Annotated in this window: 19 protein-coding genes and 1 tRNA gene; 9 read left to right on the forward strand and 11 right to left on the reverse strand. The window is 42.1% G+C overall.

What is annotated here, in order from left to right:
* Positions 1–215: 215 nt before the first annotated feature.
* The gene (locus DI53_RS19510) at positions 216–2,093 is read right to left on the reverse strand and encodes an acyltransferase family protein (RefSeq protein WP_052072015.1); all 1,878 of its coding nucleotides are present in this window, start codon (positions 2,091–2,093) and stop codon (positions 216–218) included.
* A gap of 169 nt (positions 2,094–2,262) precedes the next feature.
* Between DI53_RS19510 and DI53_RS20665 the strand changes: the two genes are divergently transcribed.
* The gene (locus tag DI53_RS20665) at positions 2,263–2,835 is read left to right on the forward strand and encodes a pentapeptide repeat-containing protein (protein WP_037495301.1); all 573 of its coding nucleotides are present in this window, start codon (positions 2,263–2,265) and stop codon (positions 2,833–2,835) included.
* Between the two features lie 86 nt (positions 2,836–2,921).
* Here the strand turns inward: DI53_RS20665 and DI53_RS03325 are convergent, their stop codons facing one another.
* On the reverse strand, positions 2,922–3,467 hold the full coding sequence (locus DI53_RS03325) for a C40 family peptidase (protein WP_052072017.1): 546 nt from the start codon (positions 3,465–3,467) through the stop codon (positions 2,922–2,924).
* A gap of 476 nt (positions 3,468–3,943) precedes the next feature.
* On the opposite strand from DI53_RS03325, the gene DI53_RS03330 reads away from it, so the two are divergent.
* Complete coding sequence (locus DI53_RS03330) at positions 3,944–4,537, forward strand: Crp/Fnr family transcriptional regulator (protein WP_037495304.1); 594 nt, start codon at positions 3,944–3,946, stop codon at positions 4,535–4,537.
* Between the two features lie 82 nt (positions 4,538–4,619).
* Complete coding sequence (locus tag DI53_RS03335) at positions 4,620–5,687, forward strand: SDR family oxidoreductase (RefSeq protein ID WP_037495307.1); 1,068 nt, start codon at positions 4,620–4,622, stop codon at positions 5,685–5,687.
* 431 nt (positions 5,688–6,118) lie between these two features.
* On the opposite strand, the gene DI53_RS03340 is transcribed toward DI53_RS03335, so the two are convergent.
* Positions 6,119–6,192, reverse strand: a tRNA-Met gene (locus DI53_RS03340).
* Positions 6,193–6,420: 228 nt separating this feature from the next.
* Here DI53_RS03340 and DI53_RS03345 point away from each other — a divergent pair.
* The 3 genes from DI53_RS03345 (at position 6,421) to DI53_RS03355 (ending at position 9,596) form a co-directional block, all read left to right on the forward strand.
* Positions 6,421–6,798: an START-like domain-containing protein gene (locus tag DI53_RS03345; protein ID WP_037495310.1), complete on the forward strand. Its 378-nt coding sequence runs from the start codon at positions 6,421–6,423 to the stop codon at positions 6,796–6,798.
* 49 nt (positions 6,799–6,847) lie between these two features.
* Positions 6,848–8,305, forward strand: a complete 1,458-nt coding sequence (locus tag DI53_RS03350; protein ID WP_037495313.1) for an LptF/LptG family permease — start codon at positions 6,848–6,850, stop codon at positions 8,303–8,305.
* A 76-nt stretch (positions 8,306–8,381) separates the two neighbouring features.
* Positions 8,382–9,596, forward strand: a complete 1,215-nt coding sequence (locus DI53_RS03355; RefSeq protein ID WP_037495316.1) for a bifunctional 3,4-dihydroxy-2-butanone-4-phosphate synthase/GTP cyclohydrolase II — start codon at positions 8,382–8,384, stop codon at positions 9,594–9,596.
* A 74-nt stretch (positions 9,597–9,670) separates the two neighbouring features.
* Here DI53_RS03355 and DI53_RS03360 read toward each other — a convergent pair whose 3' ends face one another.
* Both DI53_RS03360 and DI53_RS03365 read right to left on the reverse strand, forming a co-directional pair.
* Entirely contained in the window at positions 9,671–11,422 is a 1,752-nt protein-coding gene (locus DI53_RS03360) for a RagB/SusD family nutrient uptake outer membrane protein (RefSeq protein ID WP_052072018.1), read from the reverse strand.
* 19 nt (positions 11,423–11,441) lie between these two features.
* Positions 11,442–14,507, reverse strand: a complete 3,066-nt coding sequence (locus DI53_RS03365; RefSeq protein WP_071790453.1) for a SusC/RagA family TonB-linked outer membrane protein — start codon at positions 14,505–14,507, stop codon at positions 11,442–11,444.
* Between the two features lie 553 nt (positions 14,508–15,060).
* Between DI53_RS03365 and DI53_RS03370 the strand changes: the two genes are divergently transcribed.
* The gene (locus DI53_RS03370) at positions 15,061–15,918 is read left to right on the forward strand and encodes an AraC family transcriptional regulator (RefSeq protein ID WP_037495321.1); all 858 of its coding nucleotides are present in this window, start codon (positions 15,061–15,063) and stop codon (positions 15,916–15,918) included.
* A 151-nt stretch (positions 15,919–16,069) separates the two neighbouring features.
* A complete protein-coding gene (locus tag DI53_RS03375) occupies positions 16,070–17,500 on the forward strand; it encodes an NAD-dependent succinate-semialdehyde dehydrogenase (protein ID WP_037495324.1) in 1,431 nt (476 codons plus the stop codon).
* A gap of 23 nt (positions 17,501–17,523) precedes the next feature.
* Here the strand turns inward: DI53_RS03375 and DI53_RS03380 are convergent, their stop codons facing one another.
* The 6 genes from DI53_RS03380 to DI53_RS03405 all read right to left on the reverse strand — a co-directional run bounded on the left by DI53_RS03380 (position 17,524) and on the right by DI53_RS03405 (position 21,875).
* Positions 17,524–18,027 carry a hypothetical protein gene (locus tag DI53_RS03380; RefSeq protein ID WP_037495327.1) on the reverse strand — a complete coding sequence of 168 codons (504 nt, stop codon included), beginning with the start codon at positions 18,025–18,027 and terminating at the stop codon, positions 17,524–17,526.
* An 11-nt stretch (positions 18,028–18,038) separates the two neighbouring features.
* On the reverse strand, positions 18,039–18,590 hold the full coding sequence (locus tag DI53_RS03385) for a CopD family protein (RefSeq protein WP_037495328.1): 552 nt from the start codon (positions 18,588–18,590) through the stop codon (positions 18,039–18,041).
* A gap of 150 nt (positions 18,591–18,740) precedes the next feature.
* Positions 18,741–19,775 (reverse strand): uroporphyrinogen decarboxylase, encoded by a 1,035-nt coding sequence (gene hemE, locus DI53_RS03390; protein ID WP_037495331.1) that lies wholly within the window; start codon positions 19,773–19,775, stop codon positions 18,741–18,743.
* Positions 19,776–20,291: a hypothetical protein gene (locus tag DI53_RS03395; RefSeq protein ID WP_037495333.1), complete on the reverse strand. Its 516-nt coding sequence runs from the start codon at positions 20,289–20,291 to the stop codon at positions 19,776–19,778. It lies immediately after the preceding gene.
* Positions 20,292–20,296: 5 nt separating this feature from the next.
* Positions 20,297–21,007 carry a response regulator transcription factor gene (locus DI53_RS03400; RefSeq protein WP_037495336.1) on the reverse strand — a complete coding sequence of 237 codons (711 nt, stop codon included), beginning with the start codon at positions 21,005–21,007 and terminating at the stop codon, positions 20,297–20,299.
* Entirely contained in the window at positions 20,997–21,875 is an 879-nt protein-coding gene (locus DI53_RS03405; protein WP_037495338.1) for a sensor histidine kinase, read from the reverse strand. The genes DI53_RS03400 and DI53_RS03405 overlap by 11 nt, the downstream gene beginning before the upstream one ends.
* A 103-nt stretch (positions 21,876–21,978) precedes the next feature.
* On the opposite strand from DI53_RS03405, the gene DI53_RS03410 reads away from it, so the two are divergent.
* Positions 21,979–22,680 carry a YjjG family noncanonical pyrimidine nucleotidase gene (locus DI53_RS03410; RefSeq protein ID WP_037495341.1) on the forward strand — a complete coding sequence of 234 codons (702 nt, stop codon included), beginning with the start codon at positions 21,979–21,981 and terminating at the stop codon, positions 22,678–22,680.
* Positions 22,681–22,733: the final 53 nt, after the last annotated feature.

Genomic DNA, 22,733 nt, shown 5'->3' on the forward strand with positions numbered 1-22,733 from the left:
CTCCTACGTAAAAGTTGTAAAAAAGAAATTTATCAGTATATCTACGCTGTGATGCCACGTAATAAGCAAATCATCACGTAGTAAACGCATTCGATCAATATAATCAAATCAGTAAAACAGATAGCTGGAAGTACGTATTCGCTGCACCATAGCATTTGAATTGAAATTACGGTTCGCACGCTAAAGCTACAAGTGATCATCTGTTTATATCGCTACTATCTGGGTTGTTTCAGGAAGATCCGCTCTTCCAATAATTTTGCATATTGCTGCGTACCGAAAATAGATAGATGATCAGCATCATAGAAGTAGGTGGACGCTGTATCGGCGCGTAGGATATCTGGATGATTATAAACATCGATGTAGCGCGATGCGATGGAGGATGCTTTCAGAAATTTATTGGCGTTATAGCGCTCGGGACGCAAATACTTTGCTGGATGGATGGCGAAACGCTTTCGCAGGACTTCTATCACGGGATACTCGATCTGATAACTTTCTGTCTGCCCGATGTAAATGACCGGGACAGCATACTGACCAAAGAATGCATCGATCTGCCTTAAATACGCCTCGAGTTGCTTCTTAGAATAACCGGCATAATTTGCAGATAAGATCACCTTATCTATCTTTCCCATATGCTTTGGAAGATAGGTTCCATACATATAATGCATCAGCTCCGTGGGACCTTGGAAAACGGATTGAACGTTTGGAGCGGGAAAGGTTTCATCACCGGTCGCTTGCAACAAATGCACGTCGTGCTTATGTGCAAGATCCCGCAGGGTGGCGGAAAACATACCTGCATGGCAATCACCAATTAAAAGGTAGTTTGGTAAGGTGTCTGAAAATTTATAAAGCTCGCGCTGATCGAATGCCTGGAAAGGAGAATTTGCTAACAGATGTCCCTTTCCAAAATTGTATTGCTCGTCAGCGAACAGTGCCGTATAACGCCGTTGGAAATCTGCGATATCTGGCAGATTATCCGCTGTAAGATATTTCGGCCAAGATATTTGTGTAATCGAGAACGTGATACATACCGTGATAAGGATGCTTGCGGTTAAAACCGCAGGCTTACGAAACACTGCGCGTCGTTCGACAAGGAAATACGCGACGCTACCTAATACGATGGAAAGAAAAAAGAACAGTATCCGTTGCTCCTGTGTTTGGTTCCATGCGAAATAGGTGCAAAGCACCACTATTGGCCAATGCCACAAATACCAACTGTAGGATATACGAGCAAGGTAAACAACAACCGGAAGCCTAAAAAGCGATAATTCTGGCGCTAACCACAGAATACCCGCTGTGCAACCTACGGGCAGCCATGTGCTGACGGAGGGCCAGCCCATATGAGTGAGCCTGATCAACCCGAACATGGACAGCACAAGTAAACCAATAAGAAGAACTGCCAGGAGGTTTCGTATTCGTAATGAAATGTAGTTCTTTAGCCAAGGTGTCTGAAAATAAACGAGCGCGCCGACTAAAAATTCCCACGCTCGTGTCGGAAACATATAGAATGCAAATTTTGCATCGAAGCGCATGTAGTACGACATAATGGCAAATGAAACAAAGATTAGCACACAAATCAGTAGTATGAATACCTTGCCCTGCCGTTTACGTAATGGTTGCAAACCCAGCAAAAGCAAGGGGTAAACCATATAGAATTGCCATTCAACGGACAATGACCATGTGTGCAGCAAAAAATTTAATTGGGATGATGGAGCGAAATATCCTGCGGCTCGATAGTAGTGGATATTGGAAACAAAGAGCGAACTCGAAAAAGCAAAACGACTAAAATCATAAAGCTTTATTCCAAGGAAGCAATAAATAAGTATAAAGAAGATGAGGAGGACAGCCAATAGACCGGGTACAATCCTGGCTAAGCGTCGATAATAGAAACCGGCTAATGTAAACTTGCCTTCTTCGATCTTCTGGCTGATCATTTGGGTCATTAGAAAGCCTGACAACACAAAAAAAACGTCTACTCCCGCATACCCGTCGCGGAAGATCTTAAAATCGAAGTGATAGCAAACCACAGCTACTACTGCGACACAGCGCAGAAAAACAATATCGTAGCGTATGTTGTTTTGAGCCGCTTTCAGCATAAGTGCGATTTTCCAGGACTAAATATATGGAATTATCTTTTTCAATACTGCAGTATAGCGAAAATCCTTGCTTCTGATCGAAAATGTAAAGCCTGAAGAATAGAACTGCTCGCGGAATGCGTACCTTGCACTCAGTTTTTTTAAAAAGATATCTACACGGTACAGACTAATGCAACAAGAATATTATCAAGAGCAAACGTTTACAAAGACATCGTTTCCGCAAAATTTTCGAAAGGTCGAATTTGATAGCTGCGTTTTCAACACTTGCATTTTAAATCAAATGGATCTTTCCGACTGTCGATTCATAGACTGTACATTCACTAATTGTGATCTTAGCCTAGTCAATGTCTCGCGTTGTAGCTTTCAGGACGTTCAATTTAGTCAATGCAAAATGATGGGAATTTCATTTTCCGCCTGTAGCACGTTTGGGCTAGCTTTTTCTTTTGCGCATTGCCAGCTTCAACACAGCTCGTTTACGAAATTAAAGTTGAAAGGGCTATCCTTTAAAGCTTGTTTGCTGCAAGAGGTCGATTTTTCCGAGGCTGATCTTAGTTCCTCTACCTTTGATGAATGTAATATGGAGCGCGCTGTATTCCGTCAAACAAACCTCGAAAAAGCAGATTTTAGAACTTCCTATAATTATAGTCTAGACCCGGAACAAAACCGTTTGAAAAAAGCAAAATTCTCTATGCTGGGTATAGCAGGTTTGTTAGCAAAATATGACATCATCATCTCGAAATAATTCGTGGAAAAGAATCCTGATCTTAGGCGTCCAGCTTGAGAACAAAAAAAATGACGAATGTTGTAAACGAAGTATTTAGAAGACTATTAAGAGGCGGTCACCCGTACAACTTTCATAAATCGTCTTTTATAACTTCCTTCAAGCATAGTTTCTGTGACCGCTTGTGCCTTCCCTGAACTTGCATGTATAAACCGTAAACCGGACTCGGCGGAGTTTGACAGCACAATACCGACATGCCCAATACTTCTTCGGGCTGGATTGGTCCCCGTGAAAAGAATTATATCACCTGCTTTGGCCTGTGCCAAAGATACGTCTTCACCCGCCTTCCCCATAGCCGATGAACTTCGCGGTAAGGCTACACCAAACTTCTTAAAAACATAATGTACAAAACCAGAACAGTCAAAGCCACTCGTCGGGCTTGAAGCTCCATACCTGTATTTTACGCCGAGCAACTTCTTTGCAAAGGATATAAGGTCTTGCTCTGGATTGCTTTCGAATATCGGAGCGTGGCTATCAAAATTGTGAGCAGTCGTTAGCAACGGCTCCACAGCGTTGGCCTTCTTAACGATAGGAAATATAAATAATATGGTGACTAGAAGGTAGTGTCTTACAGCTGGATGTGATACTTTCATTCCAACAAAATTACAAATTAAAAAGTTAATAAGCTGTTTTATTGTGTTTTACAGGGTTAATACGGGTTATTCGTCCACTCTCCTCCATGCGCATCTAACTCAAAGAGTAGATTATGTGATGCACGGTATGTTTTGCTGCCGGATCCTTTTGTTATTTACGCCCTTTTTTGGCTGATATCATTCGTCATCCCCTCTATATCCTCACGCTGTTTCGCGGCTTATTTTAATAGCGGAAAGTTGTGTATACGGGTTTCGGGTTTTTCTATCAAGTTTGCGTTGTAGTGGTATCGGTACCTATTGTTTGTTAATTAACCCACCACTTCCCGATATCGCGTTAGATGGGCGGCAATGGATGACCTATAAAGGCTGAATGGTTAATGACCAAAATATGGTAAACAAACTTTAAACTCTTAAAATAGCTTCTTTTTAGTTGATTATCTTTGGAATCGAAAAGCAGCCCTATCAAAAAATGATGTATGGAACAGGTTTTTAATGTATTGTTTGAGCACATAGCGGATAAAGTTCCTATTACGGAAAGAGATAAAGAGGTTGTGATGAGCTTTTTCAGGCGTAAAAAATTAAGGAAGAGGCAGTACTTGCTTCAAGAGGGAGATGTGTGCAAGTACATATCATTTGTGACAGAAGGATTGATGAGATCTTATACCGTTGATGAAAAGGGTAACGAACACATTAATCTGTTTGCTTGGGAGGGTTGGTGGATTTCAGATTTCGCAGGCTTCATATTTGGCAATGAAGCTAAATTAAATATAGATGCTATTGAGGACACCACAGTGTTGCTCCTCTCTGTCGAAAATTATGAAAAGATGTTGACTGAGGTACCCCTTATGGAACGTTACTTCCGAGTACTTTATCAAAATAGCCTTGCCACCAAGGACAGCAGGCTTATTAGCGCCATCACCCACACTGCAGAAGAAAAGTACACTATGTTTCTCGATACTTATCCATCTATTGGTCAAAGACTACCTCAGAATCTAATAGCTTCATACCTTGGCCTCTCTCCTGAAACAATAAGCAGGATAAAGAAAAAGATAACTGAAACTAATACTTGATTCAAGTCAAGAGTATTTCCTGATTTAGGTCAAGCCCCTTCACGCTTCCATACGCTAATTTTGTAACAAAATAATTTTTGATATGGAAAAAATAGCATTGGTTGTCGGTTCAACCGGAATCTCTGGCAACAATTTGGCAAAAGAACTATTAAATCAAGGTTGGGAAACATACGGCTTATCCAGAGGATTGGGTAAAGACGTTGAAGGCGTTTCCTCTGTACAAGCGGACTTATTGGACAGCAATAGTTTGAAACAGGCGTTAGTGGGTGTACGGCCTACACATGTTTTTTTTACAACTTGGATGCGCAAAAATTCTGAAAAAGAGAATATCGAGGTTAACGGAGCTATGGTTCGGAATTTACTGGATGTCCTTTCCGAAAAAAAGAGTGTGAAACATGTTGGCCTGGTGACGGGATTAAAACATTATCTGGGGCCCTTCGATGCATATGTTGCAAGTGGTGTACTACCTGAAACGCCCCTTCGGGAAGATCAGCCTCGGTTGAGTGCCCCTAATTTTTATTATGCTCAAGAAGATGAGCTATACATTGCGGCTAAACGAGACGGCTTTACCTGGAGCGTGCACCGCCCTCATACATTGATTGGAAATGCAGTCGGTAACCTCATGAACATGGGAACAACGTTAGCCGTATACGCTTCTATTTGCAAGGAAGAGAATTTACCATTTATATTCCCTGGCTCGAAGGCGCAGTGGAACGGACTTTCGGATGTTACCGATGCAGGCATGTTAGCGAAGCAGATTGTTTGGGCATCGGAGACCCCTTCTGCGTTTAATACAGCGTTCAATGTCGCAAATGGCGATGTATTCAGATGGAGTTGGTTGTGGAGAAAAATCGCTGAATGGTTTTCCATTGAATTTATAGGCTTTGAAGATGAAATAAGGCCTTTAGTCGAAACATTAAAGGGAAAGGAAGACAGTTGGAAACGTATTGCAAAAAAACACGGGTTGGTAGAGGAAGATTTGCATAAAGTTAGTTCAGCCTGGCACACAGATCTCGATTTAAGTCGACCGATTGAGGTAATGACAGACATGACAAATAGCCGTATACTTGACTTTAACGAATATTGCAGTACAACCGGTTCGTTTTTTAGTCTTTTTGAACAATTGAAATCAGATAAAATTATCCCATAAAAGCACTGCTTAAAAGCATGACAACGTGATACCACATCGTTTAAAACCTATCCTAAACGGGCTTTAGGGTAGGTATAACTAGTTATGGAAGATCGCATTCGAATTTCGAGAGCGAGGCCGTCTTATCGTATTGCCGTATCAACAATAAGTTTTAGCTGCACTGCTACAAAAACTTCTAAACGAAAAAAGCCAACATTTGCGTGCTGGCTTTCCAAGTAGCGAGGAGCAGGATCGAACTGCCGTCCGCCAGTGGGCGGATAGCAATCCTGCTACAAAAAAGCTATAAAAAAACAAAAGCCAACACTTGCATGCTGGCTTTCCAAGTAGCGGGGAGCAGGATCGAACTGCCGTCCGCCAGCTGGCGGATAGGAATCCTGCTACAAAAATGCTATCAAAAACAAAAGCCAACACTTGCATGCTGGCTTTCCAAGTAGCGGGGAGCAGGATCGAACTGCCGACCTCAGGGTTATGAATCCTGCGCTCTAACCATCTGAGCTACCCCGCCGTTTTCGTGATGCAAATATAGTAATTCCCGATGAGATGCAAAGGAAAAAATTGTATTCTGCATACTTTTGAATCGATACAACCGCAAAATGCTCATTTATAAATATATAATTTCAGCTTTCGTGAAACAATAAAATTAATTATACATTCTATTTTGATTTCCGAAATAAAACTGTATACTTACAAAATCATCAAAAAGTGGTTTTAATTGTTAACCAGAACAAACTGTATGGATCAAAAAGTTGAGATACATTTAGAATATATCATAAATTCATCGCCGCGAATTTTATTCCCCTATATTCAAGAGCCCAATGCGCTATCCCAATGGTTTGCAGATGATGTTAACTATAAAGATGGCATCTATGAATTTATTTGGGACGATGAAGTAAACCGAGCCAAGCTTGTCGCAATCAAGGAGAACAAATCGGTACGCTTTAAATGGCTAGATGACGAACCTTACTACTTTGAAATTGAGATCATCCAAGATGAACTAACCAATGATGTGGCTCTGTCCATTACGGATTACGTGAAACAAGACAACCTAGACGACAGAAAAAAAATATGGGCCAATTCTATTGGCTATTTGCAGAGTGTTATCGGAGCATAAAAAATAGTATCTTTGTATCGGAATTTGCAGCAGGAAACCCGGTGTTGATATGAAGAAGATACATTTACTTATTTTACAAGCATTTATCAGGCCCTTCATGGTATGTTTTTGTATCGTGATGTTTGTGCTGTTGATGCTTTTTCTATTTAAATATATCGATGATTTAATAGGAAAAGGCTTCGAATGGTACGTGCTGATGGAGCTTATTGGCTATCAATGCGCCGTACAGCTTTCCATGGCCCTTCCATTATCCATGCTGTTATCTTCGATCATGACGTTTGGCAATTTAGGGGAAAGCTACGAGCTGGTTGCGATTAAAGCGGCAGGTTATTCGTTGCGTAAGGCTATGACGCCTTTGATCTTTCTTGTCACCCTATTTGCTGCCGGTTCTTTTCTATTTTCTGACTATATCCTTCCCGTAGTGAATCTCAAGATGGGTTCGCTGCTTTGGGATGTGCGGAATAAAAAAGCTGACTTCTTAATTAAACCCGGTATCTTCAACAGTTCTATCCCCGGATATTCTATTCGTGCAAAAAGTAAAAGCGACAATGGAACAGTTTTACACAATCTGATGATTTACGATCATCGGTCGGGCAATGCTACAAACAACGTTTTGCTCGCTAAGGAAGGGTTTATGCAAAACTCCGCCGATAATAATTACATGATTCTGCGGCTTAAGGATGGCGTTCGATATGAAGAGTCAAGAGTAAAAAATGCTAAACGCTATGACCCTCGGCAGCAATTCACGCGGTTTCGTTTTAAAGAAACCGAGCAGAAGTTTGATATGGAAGCCTTTCAAATGAAGCGCACCGATGAAAGCTTGTTTAAGACGCACCATTCCATGCTTAATATCAAGCAGTTGAAATTGTATACAGACTCGAATCGCCTGCAGCTGGATAGTACCTCCAATAGCATTTTTTTGGAGGCCAAAAACTACGTGACCTACCTATCACCTTATTATCATGAAAACGGTGTAAAGCAAGTGCCGGTGAAAAAGTTTGATAATTTTCTTACAGACTACGTTTCTAAAGACCAACAGCGTACGCTGCTCAGCAATGCACTTGGGCAGGTGCAGCAAATGAGTAATGTCTTCGAAATGAAAGAGCCTGATTTTAAAAATTATGCCGAAAAGGATATACGCTACAAAATAGAGTTCCACCGAAAGTTCACCTTAGCGGTGTCCTGTTTATTGCTTTTCGCTATTGGCGCTCCCTTAGGCGCTATCATCCGGAAGGGCGGCTTAGGCCTACCTGTTGTTGTTGCCATCATTTTCTTCCTTATCTACCATATCATATCGACAATGTCAGAAAAGGCTTCGAAAGATGGCAGTTTGGATCCTATCCTGGGGATGTGGATGGCCATCATTGTCTTAAGTCCTCTCGCCATGTTTCTGACGTATAAATCAACGACGGACTCCGCCCTATTCGATATTGAGCAATACAAACTGAAGGTCGAGGGCGCATGGAAATGGGTCATGATGAAGTTCAAAAAGAAGGCTACCCAGTAGTCGACGGATTTTGACAAGGGTATTATACAAAACCGCGCAAAGAACTCTACCTTTGCAGGTGATAGACTAACACAACATGGATATAAGATTAAATACGATCGAAGAGGCTATTGAAGATCTCAAAGCCGGCAAGGTCATTATCGTTGTTGATGACGAGGATCGTGAAAACGAAGGCGATTTCGTCACTGCGGCTCGTAACGCCACACCGGAGGTGATTAACTTCATGGCGACTCATGGGCGTGGCCTCGTATGTGCCCCCCTCACACAAGAGCGCTGCGCGGAGTTGAATTTGGGCCTGATGGTTGGACAGAATACCGCAGTATATGAAACAAATTTCACCGTATCTGTGGATTTACAAGGTTACGGTTGTACAACAGGCATCTCTGCTTCAGACCGTTCAAAGACAATTAAAGCATTAATAGATCCTAATATCCGTCCGGAAGAGCTAGGAAGGCCAGGCCATATTTTTCCATTGATCGCAAAAGATGGTGGTGTATTACGTCGCACGGGCCACACGGAAGCTAGCGTTGACTTGGCTCGCTTGGCAGGTTTTGAGCCAGCGGGTGTATTGGTTGAAATACTGAAAGACGATGGTGAAATGGCCCGACTTCCAGATTTAATGGAAGTTGCCAAACGCTTTGATCTTAAAATTATCAGCATTGAAGACCTTATCGAGTATCGGTTGAAACACGATTCAATGATCGATGAAGAAGAAACGGTTAATATGCCAACACAATGGGGTGATTTTAAACTAAAAGCGTTTACGCAAAAGAATACCGGCGAGCAGCACCTAGCACTTTATAAAGGCGAATGGGATGAAAATGAGCCTATCCTCGTTCGTGTGCATAGCTCGTGCATCACCGGGGATATTTTCGGTTCTTGCCGTTGCGATTGTGGACCGCAGCTTCATAAAGCCATGCAAATGATTCAGGAAGAAGGCAAAGGCATTGTCGTTTATATGAATCAAGAAGGACGTGGAATCGGCCTTATCAATAAATTGCATGCCTATAAATTGCAGGAACAAGGTATTGACACAGTGGATGCGAACCTGCAACTTGGCTTTAAAGCAGATCTACGTGACTACGGTGTGGGTGCACAGATATTGCGACAAATGGGTGTAACCAAAATGCGGTTGATGTCTAATAACCCAACAAAACGTGCTGGATTAGTGGGGTACGGACTGGAGGTTGTAGAGAATGTAGGGATTGAGATTGAATCCAATCCTTTCAACGAGGATTACTTGCGAACCAAAAGAGATCGCATGGGTCATTCCATTATGAAAGATCATTAATAAAACAATCGAAAACGCCACCCAATTACGGATGGCGTTTTTTCATTGTACAACAGATCAACTGTTTCTATCCGCTAATACCCCGGGTTTTGTACTAAGTTTCTATTTAAATTCATCACCAGGGCACCAATACAGACTATTTTAGTATGATCATCTGGATCGGGGGTTTTGTCCCACCATGTCCCTGTATTGTATCTATTCCAGCGTATCAGATCTATACGACGGCGTCCTTCAAAACAAAACTCCCTGCCCCATTCGTCCAATAGTTCCAATTCCGTTAATTCGCTACCTCCAGCAGTATACAGACTAGTTGAACCCGCAGGATAATACCGACTTCTTACCGTATTCAAGAGACGCGCTGCCTCATCTCTTTGTCCGGCTCTGAATTTACATTCAGCCAATGCGTAATAGATTTCCGCTAATCTGATCTCTGCAAAACCGGCATTCCGCTGATATTCAGGATTGCCATCAGCATACATGGGGTATTTTATCATACGAAGTCCAGAATTCTCGTCCCCACTCCCCATATTGGATGTTTTGTTAGCTATTGCTGTGCCCGCAGGAGTGTTACCAAACTGCCCTACTTGATCTCTTAAAAAATAAGGGCCGCCATTTTGTGGATTCTGAACCAAGGCTGTATTGCCTTGCGAATTTGTGTAGTCCAAATAGCCGTAAAGAAAAAGACCTTCACGAGTATTTGCTGCGGTGTTTCTGTATTTTGCTAATCGTATATCATCTTCATATTTTGCAAACTTGACAAAGGGCTTCCCAAGATCGAATGTATACTCAACGCTATCCACGTCACGCCCTGGCTGCAAGGCATATCGAGGGTTAGCAAAGCTACTATAACCAAAATAGACTTCAGAACCAAATGGATATGACCAACCATACAATCTAGCTGAATAATGATAGCTCGAGCCGCTGAACGAACTTGGGAAAGTAAAGATATTCTCCGGCGATTCTACATTATTCCAGTCGAAAGGGCCGTCCCAGCGTGGATCTATTGCATACTGGCCATATACGCCATTGATGATATCCAGACATATGGTCGCGCAATCATTAAATCGATCTTGGCCGATATAAACTTGTGCATTCAAATACAACCTTGCCAGCAATGCCGCTGCCCCTGCTTTTGTCCATCTCCCATACGCATTAACATTCGATCCAAAATCAGCTTTTGTGTTCAGCTTCGGTATGACCGCCAATAGTTCGTTTTCTATATATTGAAAGATTTCCATAGGTGTTGACTGACTTAGCGAGGTATATTCTGTCGGCTTTCCCTCCGGCACCAATATAATATTACGATAAAAATCGAATAAACGAAGGTATTCCCACGCTCGTATAGTGCGTAGTTCTGTTAACATCAAGCTTGTATCCGCCGAGGAAATATCGGGCAATGCCGAAAGATCGAGCGCTTGGATATCTGCCGTTGTATTTATCGAGGTAGTTATTACCCCATACAAGGAATTCCATATCCCTGAGGTATAGTCATCATTCGGTGTCCAAGTATGGTAGTGGGCGCGATGATAAACGCCCCCATCAAACCATCCACCAGATGTTCTTGTTACCGTCATCATTTGATCCGCTGAATTCTCGTTTATGATAAAAGCATCGCCAAAGCGTTCCCCATCGCACACCGAACTATAAGCTCTATCATAGTTGACTAAAAATGCCTGTATTAAATTATTTTTCGACCGAATAAAAGTATTGCCATCTAAAGAGGAATATAGGTTTTCATCCAGATTGGTACATGCAGCAATGCAGAGGACTAATCCGGAAATTAGAATGGTAAATCGGGAATAAGCCGATAATCTATGCTTTTTCATATACTAGTCTTTTAAGAGTTTAAAATTTAAATTGAATTCCCGTCATCCACTGCGCCATAGACGGAAGGTGTGTAAAGCTCCCTTTCAAATCCGAGGTGTAATTTCTTATCACCCCGGGAGTCATTCCATTTATAGGGACAATTTCAGGGTCGCCACCCGTATATTTGGTAAATGTCAATAGATTTCGGCCTGTAGCATATATTCGTATAGATTTGAGGTAGCTATTCTCCTTCAGATTGAAAGTGTACCCCGCAGATACATTGTCTAACTTTATAAAACTGCCATCTTCTAAGAAATAATCGCTAAGAATAGCATAGGTGCTGGAACTTGTGAGCTTTGAGTATTTACTATCTGGATCGAAAGCAGATTCCAGCACGTTTCTGTTGCCACCACCCACTGGCGTTCCAATGTAGAAAGCAAATGTATTGAAGATGTCATAGCCCGCCGCTCCCCTGAAAAAAATGGATAGGTCCGCATTTTTATAAGTAAAAGTGTGCCCCATGCTAAACGTAAATTTTGGAAGCCCGTTACCCACATATTGTCTATCATCTGCATTTGCCTCATTTGCCGGAATCACATTTCCACCCCTATCGTACACCATCATCGGCCCACCCGTGTTCTCAGCCGCTTTGAGCATATAAAAGCTCCCAACCCTTCGCCCCTCTTCTACGCGCTGGGCAAACCCGGGACTACCTGGCGCAGACATTTCAACTTCGTTAATGAACGTACCACCATTGTACAATTGGTTGGAGAGTTCGACCAACTTATTTCCCAGCGTGGCTCCAGTGAGCGAAATATCATATTTAAAACTTGGCTTATCTATCACTTTCCCATTCAACTGGAACTGAACGCCCCAATTTCTCATTGTACCCACGTTCGCATATACTTGCGCTCTTGCGCCGGAACTAGGTGGATATATACCAGGAAAGTAATTATTAGGAGGAGCCACGGGTATAGGAAGCGGATACAAGCCCAACAAATCCTTATTGTTCCTGATGTAGTAATTTAAAGCGCCTGATATACGATTGTTAAATACGGCAAAATCAAGCCCAAAATTATAACTCTCCGTAGTTTCCCATTGCAATTCTGGATTTGGGATATTGAGAATACCAAACGTACTGTATTGCGTTCCCAGGTAAGGGTATGTACCAAAGGATCTAAACGAATTTAGGGATTGGTAACTGGGAAAGTCTTGATTTCCTGTCACCCCATAGTCCATGCGCAGTTTCATATCGTTTATCCATTGTACGTTGCTTAGAAAAGATTCTTCTTTCATACGCCATGCAGCCGAGAAACCATAGAAATTACCCCATTTACTGTCAGGACCAAATTTTGAAGAACCCTCATGCCGTATACTTGCTGTAGCATAGTACCGGCTATTGAAAGAATAAGTAGCGCGCCCGAGAAAAGCAATCAACTTCGAATCGTTTCTGTAGCTCCCCACTCTTCCGGCAGGATTATCTCTAATGTAATTTAGGTCGCCATCCCCTAGATTATTATATCCATACGCGTCAGACGGGAAATTACCTCCGCTAGCCGAAAACCCATTATTGTCAAAATAGGAGTAGGAATAACCTCCTAGCACATCTAGCTTGTGCCGGTCTACGCTTAGGGAATAATTACCCGTCCAGTCGAAGTTATATATACTGCTGGTATTTAAATTTTGACTCGCTACAGGACTTCCTCGCATCGTACCAAAATTATATTGAAAAGAGGAAATACTGTTTGACGGGGCGAAATATTGACCGTTTGTATTAACATAGCTTTGACCAATAGCAATGGTTGAAGAAAGGTTATTCAATAAATTTATCCTTGCAGAACCGCTCCAGTCCAGGTAAAAGGATTTGAATCCATTATCCACCAATGTCAGCTGATCCAACGGATTATTATTCTCAATATAGGACAATCTGCCGGGTGCGTTAGGATCATAAACTGGCCGAGTGGGATTTAACATAAGCGCATAAGTGAACGTATTATTTTCACCACCATAATCAGCATACTTACCGTTTACAAATCGCGGCGATACGTTCAAACTCAGGTTTAGCAATTTATTTAAAGGATTATGATTGAGTACCAGTTGCGCGCCATATTCTTTTCGCATGGAACGGATATCAATACCTTCACCTGTTTTGTAGTCTACACTGGCCAAATAGTTGGTACGCGGCCCTCCGCCTGAAAACTGAATGCTGTGTTTCTGTCCGACAGCAGGCCTTCGTGTTAATACATCAAACCAGTCTGTTCTTGCGCCATAGTCTGGCCCTCTCCTGACGTCTGCCGGAAAATCTGTGGATGTATATCGCACATACTCATCCGCAGAGAGGGTTTGCAACCTATTGTTTGGATAATCAAATGTAAAGTAGCTATTGGTGGTAATATCATCTGTTTCCGTTCCCTTCTTCGTGGTGATGATTATAACACCATTACTCCCCCGTGTACCATAAATAGCCGCCGCCGCACCCCCTTGCAATACATCTATTGACTCGATGTTATCATTGTTGATATTTTGCGGATTACCACCCGGCACCCCGTTGATAATATACAAAGGTTGGATACCTGCATTTCTTGATGATACACCTTGCATCTGTACAGAAGGCGTAGCATTCGGATCGGAAGTACTCGTATTGGAAATTGTTAATCCAGCCACTTTACCCTGAATGGCCATCAATGCGCCGCTATTGCCGCCTACATTCAATAACTCTTTAGCGCTAACATGCGCAACAGAGGTGGTCACCTCTTTTTTATCTAATGTTCCATAACCTACATTGATCTGTACAACCTCAAGTTCGGCTATCACTGGTTCCATTTTAATCAAAATATCTGTGCTAGCGCCTAGTGAAAGGGTTTGCTTTCGATAGCCCGTAAAAGATACGGTGAGCGAGTCTCGCTCGTTTGCTTGCACGGTAAATCGCCCCATCTCTGAGGTTTGTGTTCCTTCTCCAGTACGCTGTACAATAACAGACACTCCGCGCATGACCATTCCAGCTTCATTGACAACTTTCCCACTGTAAACTTTTGTGTTTTGAGCGGATAGGGAGAAATGCATTACCAAAAAAAGTATGGTAAGCAAATAGCTTGTACTTTGCATTTTCATAATTTTTTGAATTTGACGTCTGTATTGCTTTTACGTTAGGTGTTTAGTTTTTGTCGAGAAAATCGACGCTGTGATTGTTAGCGGCAGTTGCTGTGAAACAGCGCTTCGGGCACAACCTAGTTCGACCGCTATAGCCTGCAAAGTGTTTCTCATACTTCGTTGATCAAGATTTCGTTTATAATATAGTCAGTTATAGGACACGTTTAAATATTATTACGTTTCAAACCTACATTTCAAATGTACCACACAATAAGCAACCAGTTCAACTCTTATGTAACTAAAAAAATATGTTATCTTGCTATATTTATAAATTACATTAATAAATTAAACAAAACTAATTATGCATAATATATTTCAATACACATAACATTATTGCATTTATACCACTAAACATCAACAAATGAAGAAAAGTAATACAAAAATTACCGAAATAGTTATCGACCGTCTTATGCAGCTGCTGCTTTCGATATCACCTATAACTACTGATTTACAGACTCTTAATAATACGAGTCATCGATGCGTGTACAGCGAATCATAATTTCCAGTAATGAAAACTTTAATTCAAAAAATTCATATCGAAGCGGACTATTCTTTTGCCTGCCGAACATACCGCACACCGGACTTCGAAACGGCTTGGCATAAGCACGTAGAGTGTGAATTAATCCTTATCACTGCAGGCAATGGCACAGCCTTAATTGGTGATCACATAGGCGACTATATGGAAGGTGATGTCTTCCTGTTGAATATGAATCTACCCCATTGGTTCCGAAAATCGAAGAATGAGGATATTGGAAGCGCTATTGTCGTACATTTTAAAAAAGATTTTTGGGGAGAGAAGTTCTTGAATTTACCGGAGCTGGCTACGATTGCGCGTGTTCTACAAAATGAAAACACCGGTATACAATTGACAGGCGAGCTGCAAAAAGAGATCGCTCAGTTCTTGAGACGGATGGAACAAACAGCAGGTTTCGACCGCATTCAATTACTTTTGACCAGTCTACAGTGTATTGGTGAATCATCAGAACAAAACATAATTACAACAGCTTTCGACGGCGTATCCAGTAAGGAAGAGAATTCCATAATCGAAGCAGTGATGGAATATTCTTTCAAGAATTTCCTAAACCCCATATCGCTAAAAGAGATTGCTGCTATCGCGAATATGTCTATTTCAACCTTTTGTCGATTCTTTAAGAAGAATATAAAAAAAAGTTACTTCGATTTTCTCAAAGAAATTCGAGTCAGCCATGCTTGTAAATTGTTACGAGAGAGTGACACGCCCGTCCTCGCGGTTTGTTATCATTGTGGATACAATAGTTGGTCACATTTTAGCAAACAGTTTAAGGCTGTAAAAAAGGCATCGCCTTTACAGTACCGAAAACAATACCGCGTAGGTGGCAAACTTTGAGCCGTTGCTTAACAGCTTATTGTGTTCTCCTTTTAGCGAGCAAATGCAAGCTTTCTGGATGATGCAAGCAGAAAGTTGGAAGGCATCTATTCGAAAGCTTTATTAGGAAACTTTCCTAACAAATCCTTGTTTACAAAATAAAACAGCACCTATGACAAAGACACTTTTCACAGAACAAGCCTATATAGACGGTCGTTTTATAACAGGAAAAACGAGTTTTGCTGTTGTGAATCCGGCAACAGGAGAATCGTTAGGCTCCGTTCCGGATCTGACTGTTGAAGATACGAAAAAAGCTATTGACGCCGCGGAGAAAGCTTGGATGAACTGGAGGAACGTTCCGGTTGGTGAGCGCTGCCTCGTGGTTAGAAAGATCTTCGATCTTATCAATCAACATAAGGACGAGCTTGCCGAGATCATGACCAAAGAGAGTGGTAAGCCCCTCGCAGAATCGCTGGTGGAGGTTGATTATGCAAATTCTTTTATGGAGTGGTTTTCAGAGGAGGGCAAGCGCGCGTATGGAGAAACTATCCCCGCTATAAAGCGAGGCACACGGCTCGCCACTATCAAACAAGGGGTGGGTGTTGTTGCTGCGATAACGCCATGGAATTTTCCATTAGCGATGATCACGCGAAAAGTGGCGCCTGCATTGGTAGCAGGCTGCACGGTTGTTTTAAAGCCTGCATCACAAACGCCATTTTCGGCGTTAGCGCTGGCGAAGATAGCAGAGCTAGTGGGGCTTCCAAGGGGTGTCTTCAATATTATCACCTCGAAAGATAGCAAAGGCGTAGGAAAAGAACTAGCCACCAATACAGCGGTACGTAAAATATCATTTACCGGCTCTACTGCAGTAGGCGTCACCCTTATGCAACAAGCTGCGGAAACAGTGAAGCGCGTATCGATGGAGTTGGGAGGAAATGCTCCCTTCATCGTGTTTGAAGATGCTGATATCGATAAGGCGGTAGAAGGTGCGATAGCGGGAAAATTTAGAAACGCCGGACAAACCTGTGTTGCAGTTAATAGATTCTACGTTCAAGACAGCATCTATCAAGAATTTTCAGAACGACTCACGGCAGCGGTGAAAAAATTAAAGGTTGGGGATGGGATGAAAAAAGGCGTCCAGGTTGGCCCGTTGATTAACCAAAAAGGTTTGGAAAAAGTAAAAGAACATGTTGCAGACGCGCTTGCAAAAGGCGCAGAAATTGCCACTGGAGGAAAGGTGATTAAAGATCTCTTTTTTGAGCCGACGGTGTTGGTAAATGTCCCACATGACGCAGCTATTGCGCAGGAAGAAACATTTGGCCCTATTTGTTCTTTGTTTTCATTCAAGACGGAAGAAGAAGCAATAAGGTTGGCAAACGACACGCCATTTGGCCTTGCAGCCTATTTTTATTCCTCAAATATCTTTCGCTGCCAACGGGTGGCTGAGCAGATCGAATCGGGAATGGTAGGGATAAATACGGGAATGGTTTCCAATGCTTCCGCACCATTTGGTGGGATCAAGCAGTCTGGCTTGGGGCGTGAGGGTGCTAAATATGGGCTTGACGAATATCTAGAAGTGAAATACCTGTGTTATGGGGAGTAATGCTCCATAACACAGATAACGCGCTACCAAAGATGGTAACGCAAACCAAACATGATGAAGTTAGGGTCGAACTGTTCCCAATCGAAATGGTACTTGACTTTATAGCCGCCGTATACGGACACATTTACTTCCGGAAAATAATAGCTTACACCTAGCTGCCCATTGGCTACGGTAAAGCTTCGACGAGCCTCTGGTGTAACAACGTCGACTTCATCCTCGTTAAACCGGTAAAAATCCTGACTCAAGCCGGCACCCAAAAATACGTTAAAGTTACTTTGTTCCCGATCTAGGAAGGAAAAAAGATAGTCTGCGCCTGCAGCAACGTAGCCATTGCGTCCGTAAACCTGTGCTTGCACCGACGAAAAAGTTCCAAAGTCGTACTTACCTTGTATACCAAAAGCACCGTTGTAAGTTGGTGATTCCAACTGCACATCGCCGTAAAAACCAAAGGCCCATTCATGATTTTCCTGTGCGCTCGCTGTAAAAGCTAGCATGATCAGGGTAAAAAGTAAGCTGATATTTTTCATAATTCAATTGTTTAATCTATATTTTCTCCGCGTGATTTTCTGTACTTTTTGTACAGTTTAATTAATATCATGAGTAAAACGGCCAGCCCGATTAAGCCCAATACTCCATAAATCCAGTCAACTGCTGTTCGTAAAACCACTAAAAACACTATCGCAAACAGCACGATCGTTGATAGCTCATTCCACAAACGCAATTGTGAGGATGTCCATTTACAACGTTCTTGAGACAACATTGTTTTTATATGCTGACATTTAAAATGGTAAAAAACCAATAAACCTACAAAAGCAAGCTTCATCTGCATCCAGCCTTGGCTTAAAAAAGCGGGATTCAAGTAAAGCATGGTACAGGCCGAAGCAATGGTGATATACATCGCCGGCGTAGTGATAACCCACCACAAGCGACTCTCCATTAAAACAAACTGCGTATGCAACACGCGATACTCTTGCAAAGTCTTTTGCTTCGCCTCCGTGTGATATATAAACAAACGAGGCATATAAAACAGGCCTGCCATCCAACAGACCATAAATATAATATGCAATGATTTTGCGTACAGATAAAACATGTTCAAAAGCTAAAAAGGGTTGTCTTTTAATCAAGACTTGAGCATCATTGCAAGAATATCAATCTTTTCATTTAAAACTATAGATTGCTTCGCCATACATCCTTGCAATGACGCATCATTTCATTCGCTGTCCTCTGCAGACTCCCCTCACTAATATCTAAATTCTTTCACTACCTCAATCGCATGCTTCACGTTGTCAAATGGTATATCCGGCATAATGCCATGACCTAGATTGAAGATAAAACCATTTTGGTCGCGCATTCGCTCGAACAATTGATGTATTTTTTCTGTGATAACCCTTTTATCCGCGTAAAGCACAAAAGGATCAAGATTACCTTGTACTGCTATGCCGGCAGGCAATGCTTGTTTGATATTTTTCAGATCAGCATTCCAATCCACCGAGATCACATCCGGATTTGCTTCGGCCATCATTCTCGCAAAGACAGAGGATCCCTTACAGAATGATATGACAGGCACCGAACGCTTGATATTAGCAAGGATATATTTGTTATAATAATGAGAAAAATCCCGATAATCATTCCACGACAAGGCTATTGCCCAGCTATCAAACAGCTGCACCGCATTGACGCCGGCGTCAATCTGCATATTTAAGTATTGGATGGTTACATCCGCAATCTTTTGTAAAATATAATGCGCTAACTGCGGTTCATTATTTAGCAGCAACTTTGTACGCTTGAAATCTTTCGAGGAACCACCTTCAACTAAGTAACTCAATATGGTGAACGGAGCACCAGCAAAACCAATCAAAGGAATACTTCCATCTAAACGTTGCTGAATAACACGGATCGCATCCGCTACATATTGTAACTTGTCGAGGCAGTCTACCGCTAAGTTTTCTGCATCTGCTTTGCTTCTAATAGGGTTGCTGAAGCGTGGGCCTACGCCCTGCTCAAAGGACAAATCCCCACCCATCGCCTCTGCTGTTACCAGGATGTCTGAAAACAGGATAGCCGCATCGATCCCTAATAGATCAACGGGAAGCATGGTTACATCCGCTGCTATCTCCGGAGTTTTACACATCTCCAAAAAACTATATTTATTCTTTATCTCCCAATATTCTGGCATAAAGCGTCCTGCCTGACGCATCATCCACACGGGAGGTCGTTCTGTTTTTTGCGACAATGCCGCTTTGATCAAAAGGTCGTTCTGTAGAGTTTGATTCACTTAGCTATATTTATTTAGTTCTAATTCTATTTTCTGAATGATGCCGAGCTGTCTTTCGGTAAGTCTTAATTTCTTGGCCAGTTCGATATAAGCAGGTACGCGTTCATAATTTTTCTTCCGCAAGTTGATATTGGCAAGATTAATAAGAACAAACCCTTTTTCGGTATCGCGTTTCCAGGGCAACCGAGATGCCAGCTGAAAATGGTATTCGGCTTCGTCTACCATATCCTGCTTCAGCCGGATATTTCCCATCATAAACTCGTAATAATTACGCCGCCCCTTACGTAGATTGTTCGGATTTTTGATTTCAGAAAGTAGACGTTCCGTTTTATCGTAATCTTGTTTATGAAATGCTTGCGTTGCCAAAAAGACTGTTCCTTCACGGAAATGGCTCCAAATAACATACCCTATACCACCCAAAATATAGACCACAATACTGTAGTGCTGGGCGTAGAGTGCATAAAGAAGAAATGCCATCGCGATGGCGATGACAATTATCCGGGACTGTGTATTCATCTAGTTTAAACTGTTGGCGTATCCGTAAATTTATACCCTACACCACGTATGGAATGAAAGAATACGGGATGTTTTTGATCAGGTTCAAAATACTTCCGGAACGTCAGGATAAAATTATCAATCGTTCTAGTGGATGGGTAGACATCGTAATTCCAAACGGTCTCGAGAATCTGTTCACGTGAAACGGCTTCGTTTTTGCGCTCGATAAGCAATTTTAACAACATCGTTTCTTTCTTTGTTAGCGACGTTATTGTTCCATCAGCGTGATGCAATTCGTAGGAATTGAAGTATATAGTTTTGTCACCGATGCTGTATGAATTAAATTCTTTCAGATCATCGGCTTTTAAGCCACGGCGAATCAAATTGCCTACCCGTAGAATAAGCTCTTCCAGATTAAAGGGCTTTACTAAATAGTCATCCGCACCTTTCTTAAGGCCTGTAATTCGATCCTCGCTACTGTTTTTAGCCGTTAAGAACATAATCGGAACTTCCGTGTTTTGCAGACGAATAGTTTCCGCCACCTGGAAACCGTCGATTTCCGGAATCATAACGTCCAGCACAACGAGGTTGAACCGCTCTTCTTTAAAGATGCGTAGCGCTTTTTTTCCGTCCGTAGCAGTGGTTACACGGTAACCTTCCAATTCTAGATTTAATTTGATAGCTTCCAACAAATGTTCTTCGTCTTCCACCAAAAGTATACGCTGTTTAGCTTGCATAGTTCTCAAATGTTACTTCAAAAATACTCCCTGATGGAGTGTTATCTTTTACCTTTATCGAGGCATTATGTTTCTGCAATACGGTCTTCACTATATACAACCCTAAACCTGTGCCTTTAGTTTTACGTGTGGATTCATTTCCGACACGGTAAAACTTGTTAAATACGTTCTTCTTCTCCTCTTCGGGAATGCCCTGCCCATGGTCTGCAACGGAAAAAGTGAGTTTGCCCAATTCGCTTTTCTTCAACTGGACTACAACATTCGCGCAAGGCGGCGAATACTTAATGGCATTTTCCACGAGGTTGTTGACCACGTTGGTAATTGCAAACTTATCCGCGTGGATCACCACATTTTGATCGAGCTCTGGCTTGATTACCTGCGAGCTGCAAGCGTTCTTCTGCAACCTATCGACCACGGAATTGATCACCTCCGTAAAATTAAAATCTTCTTTCGGAAGGTTAAAGCTGCGGCTTTCCAGTTTTGTTGTCAATAAGACATTTTCCACAAGATCGTCTAGGCGTTCAATATCTTTCAAAGAGTTTGTCAGGAACATCTTCTGCTGCTCGCGATCTAAATCACGCTTTAGAATGGTTTGAATATACAGTTTTACGGAAGCCAATGGCGATTTCAATTCATGGGTTACAGAAAGCAAAAAGTTTTGTTGCTGTTGTTGCAACTTATGCTCACGGCTAAACAGCTTTTTTAGACGCATAGCCCCCCAAATGAAAATAAGCAAAAAGAAAATCCCCTCCCCTATAATCATCCCCTTGCGCTCTGGCTCATAGCTCACCAGCAAATAGCCCCACCAGCCCAGCTGCATTACAGCGTAAAACACTAGAAAATAGAATAATACAAGGGCTCTTTTCATGTCGTAATTATCAAACCTCACAAAAGTACGTATTTGCAGCAGGCAATGGAAATAGTAGACTTTTTTTGACACTAATACGAAAAATCCTTTCCTATATTTGTGCATGTTTTTTGATAAGAAGGATATCTTTTTTGACCTCGACCATACCATCTGGGATTTTGACCGGAACGCGCGGGAGACGCTGCACGACCTTTACTACAAGTATAGCTTCGACCGGTTGACGGGCATGAGCGCTTCCGACACGTTTATTGAAACCTACACCCTAAACAACCACAGGCTTTGGGACTTGTACCATCATGGAAAAATCGACAAGCAAACCCTGCGCACATCAAGATTTGCCGATACCTTCACCCAGCTCGGGCTTGCTCCCTCCCTTTTTCCCTCGACCTTTGAAGAAGAATATTTAGCTATCTGTCCGACAAAAACCAATCTTTTTCCCCATGCGCACGAAACGTTGGCCTATTTACAGTCAAAATATCGCTTGCATCTTATCTCTAACGGCTTTAAGGAAGCATGCGAAATGAAATTGGCAAACAGCAAACTTGCCGACTATTTCCAGACAATCGTCATTTCAGAAAATGTAGGTGTCAACAAGCCTAACCCGGCTATATTCCATTACGCCATCAGCAATGGTGCCGCGACTATTGATACCTCAGTCATGATCGGAGATAATCTTGATGCTGATGTCAGGGGCGCACAAAACGTAGGTATTGACGCCATATTTTTTAATGTGGTAGGCATAGAAAAGCCGGCGGATATTAAACACATGATCAGCGATCTTAAAGAATTACAGAGTTATTTTTAACAGGAAGTAAAAGTTACGACGTCGTCACAATGAGTCCTAAGTGAAACGCTGTT

Origin of the sequence: Sphingobacterium deserti, from assembly GCF_000757725.1 — a bacterium.
GTDB lineage: Bacteria > Bacteroidota > Bacteroidia > Sphingobacteriales > Sphingobacteriaceae > Sphingobacterium > Sphingobacterium deserti.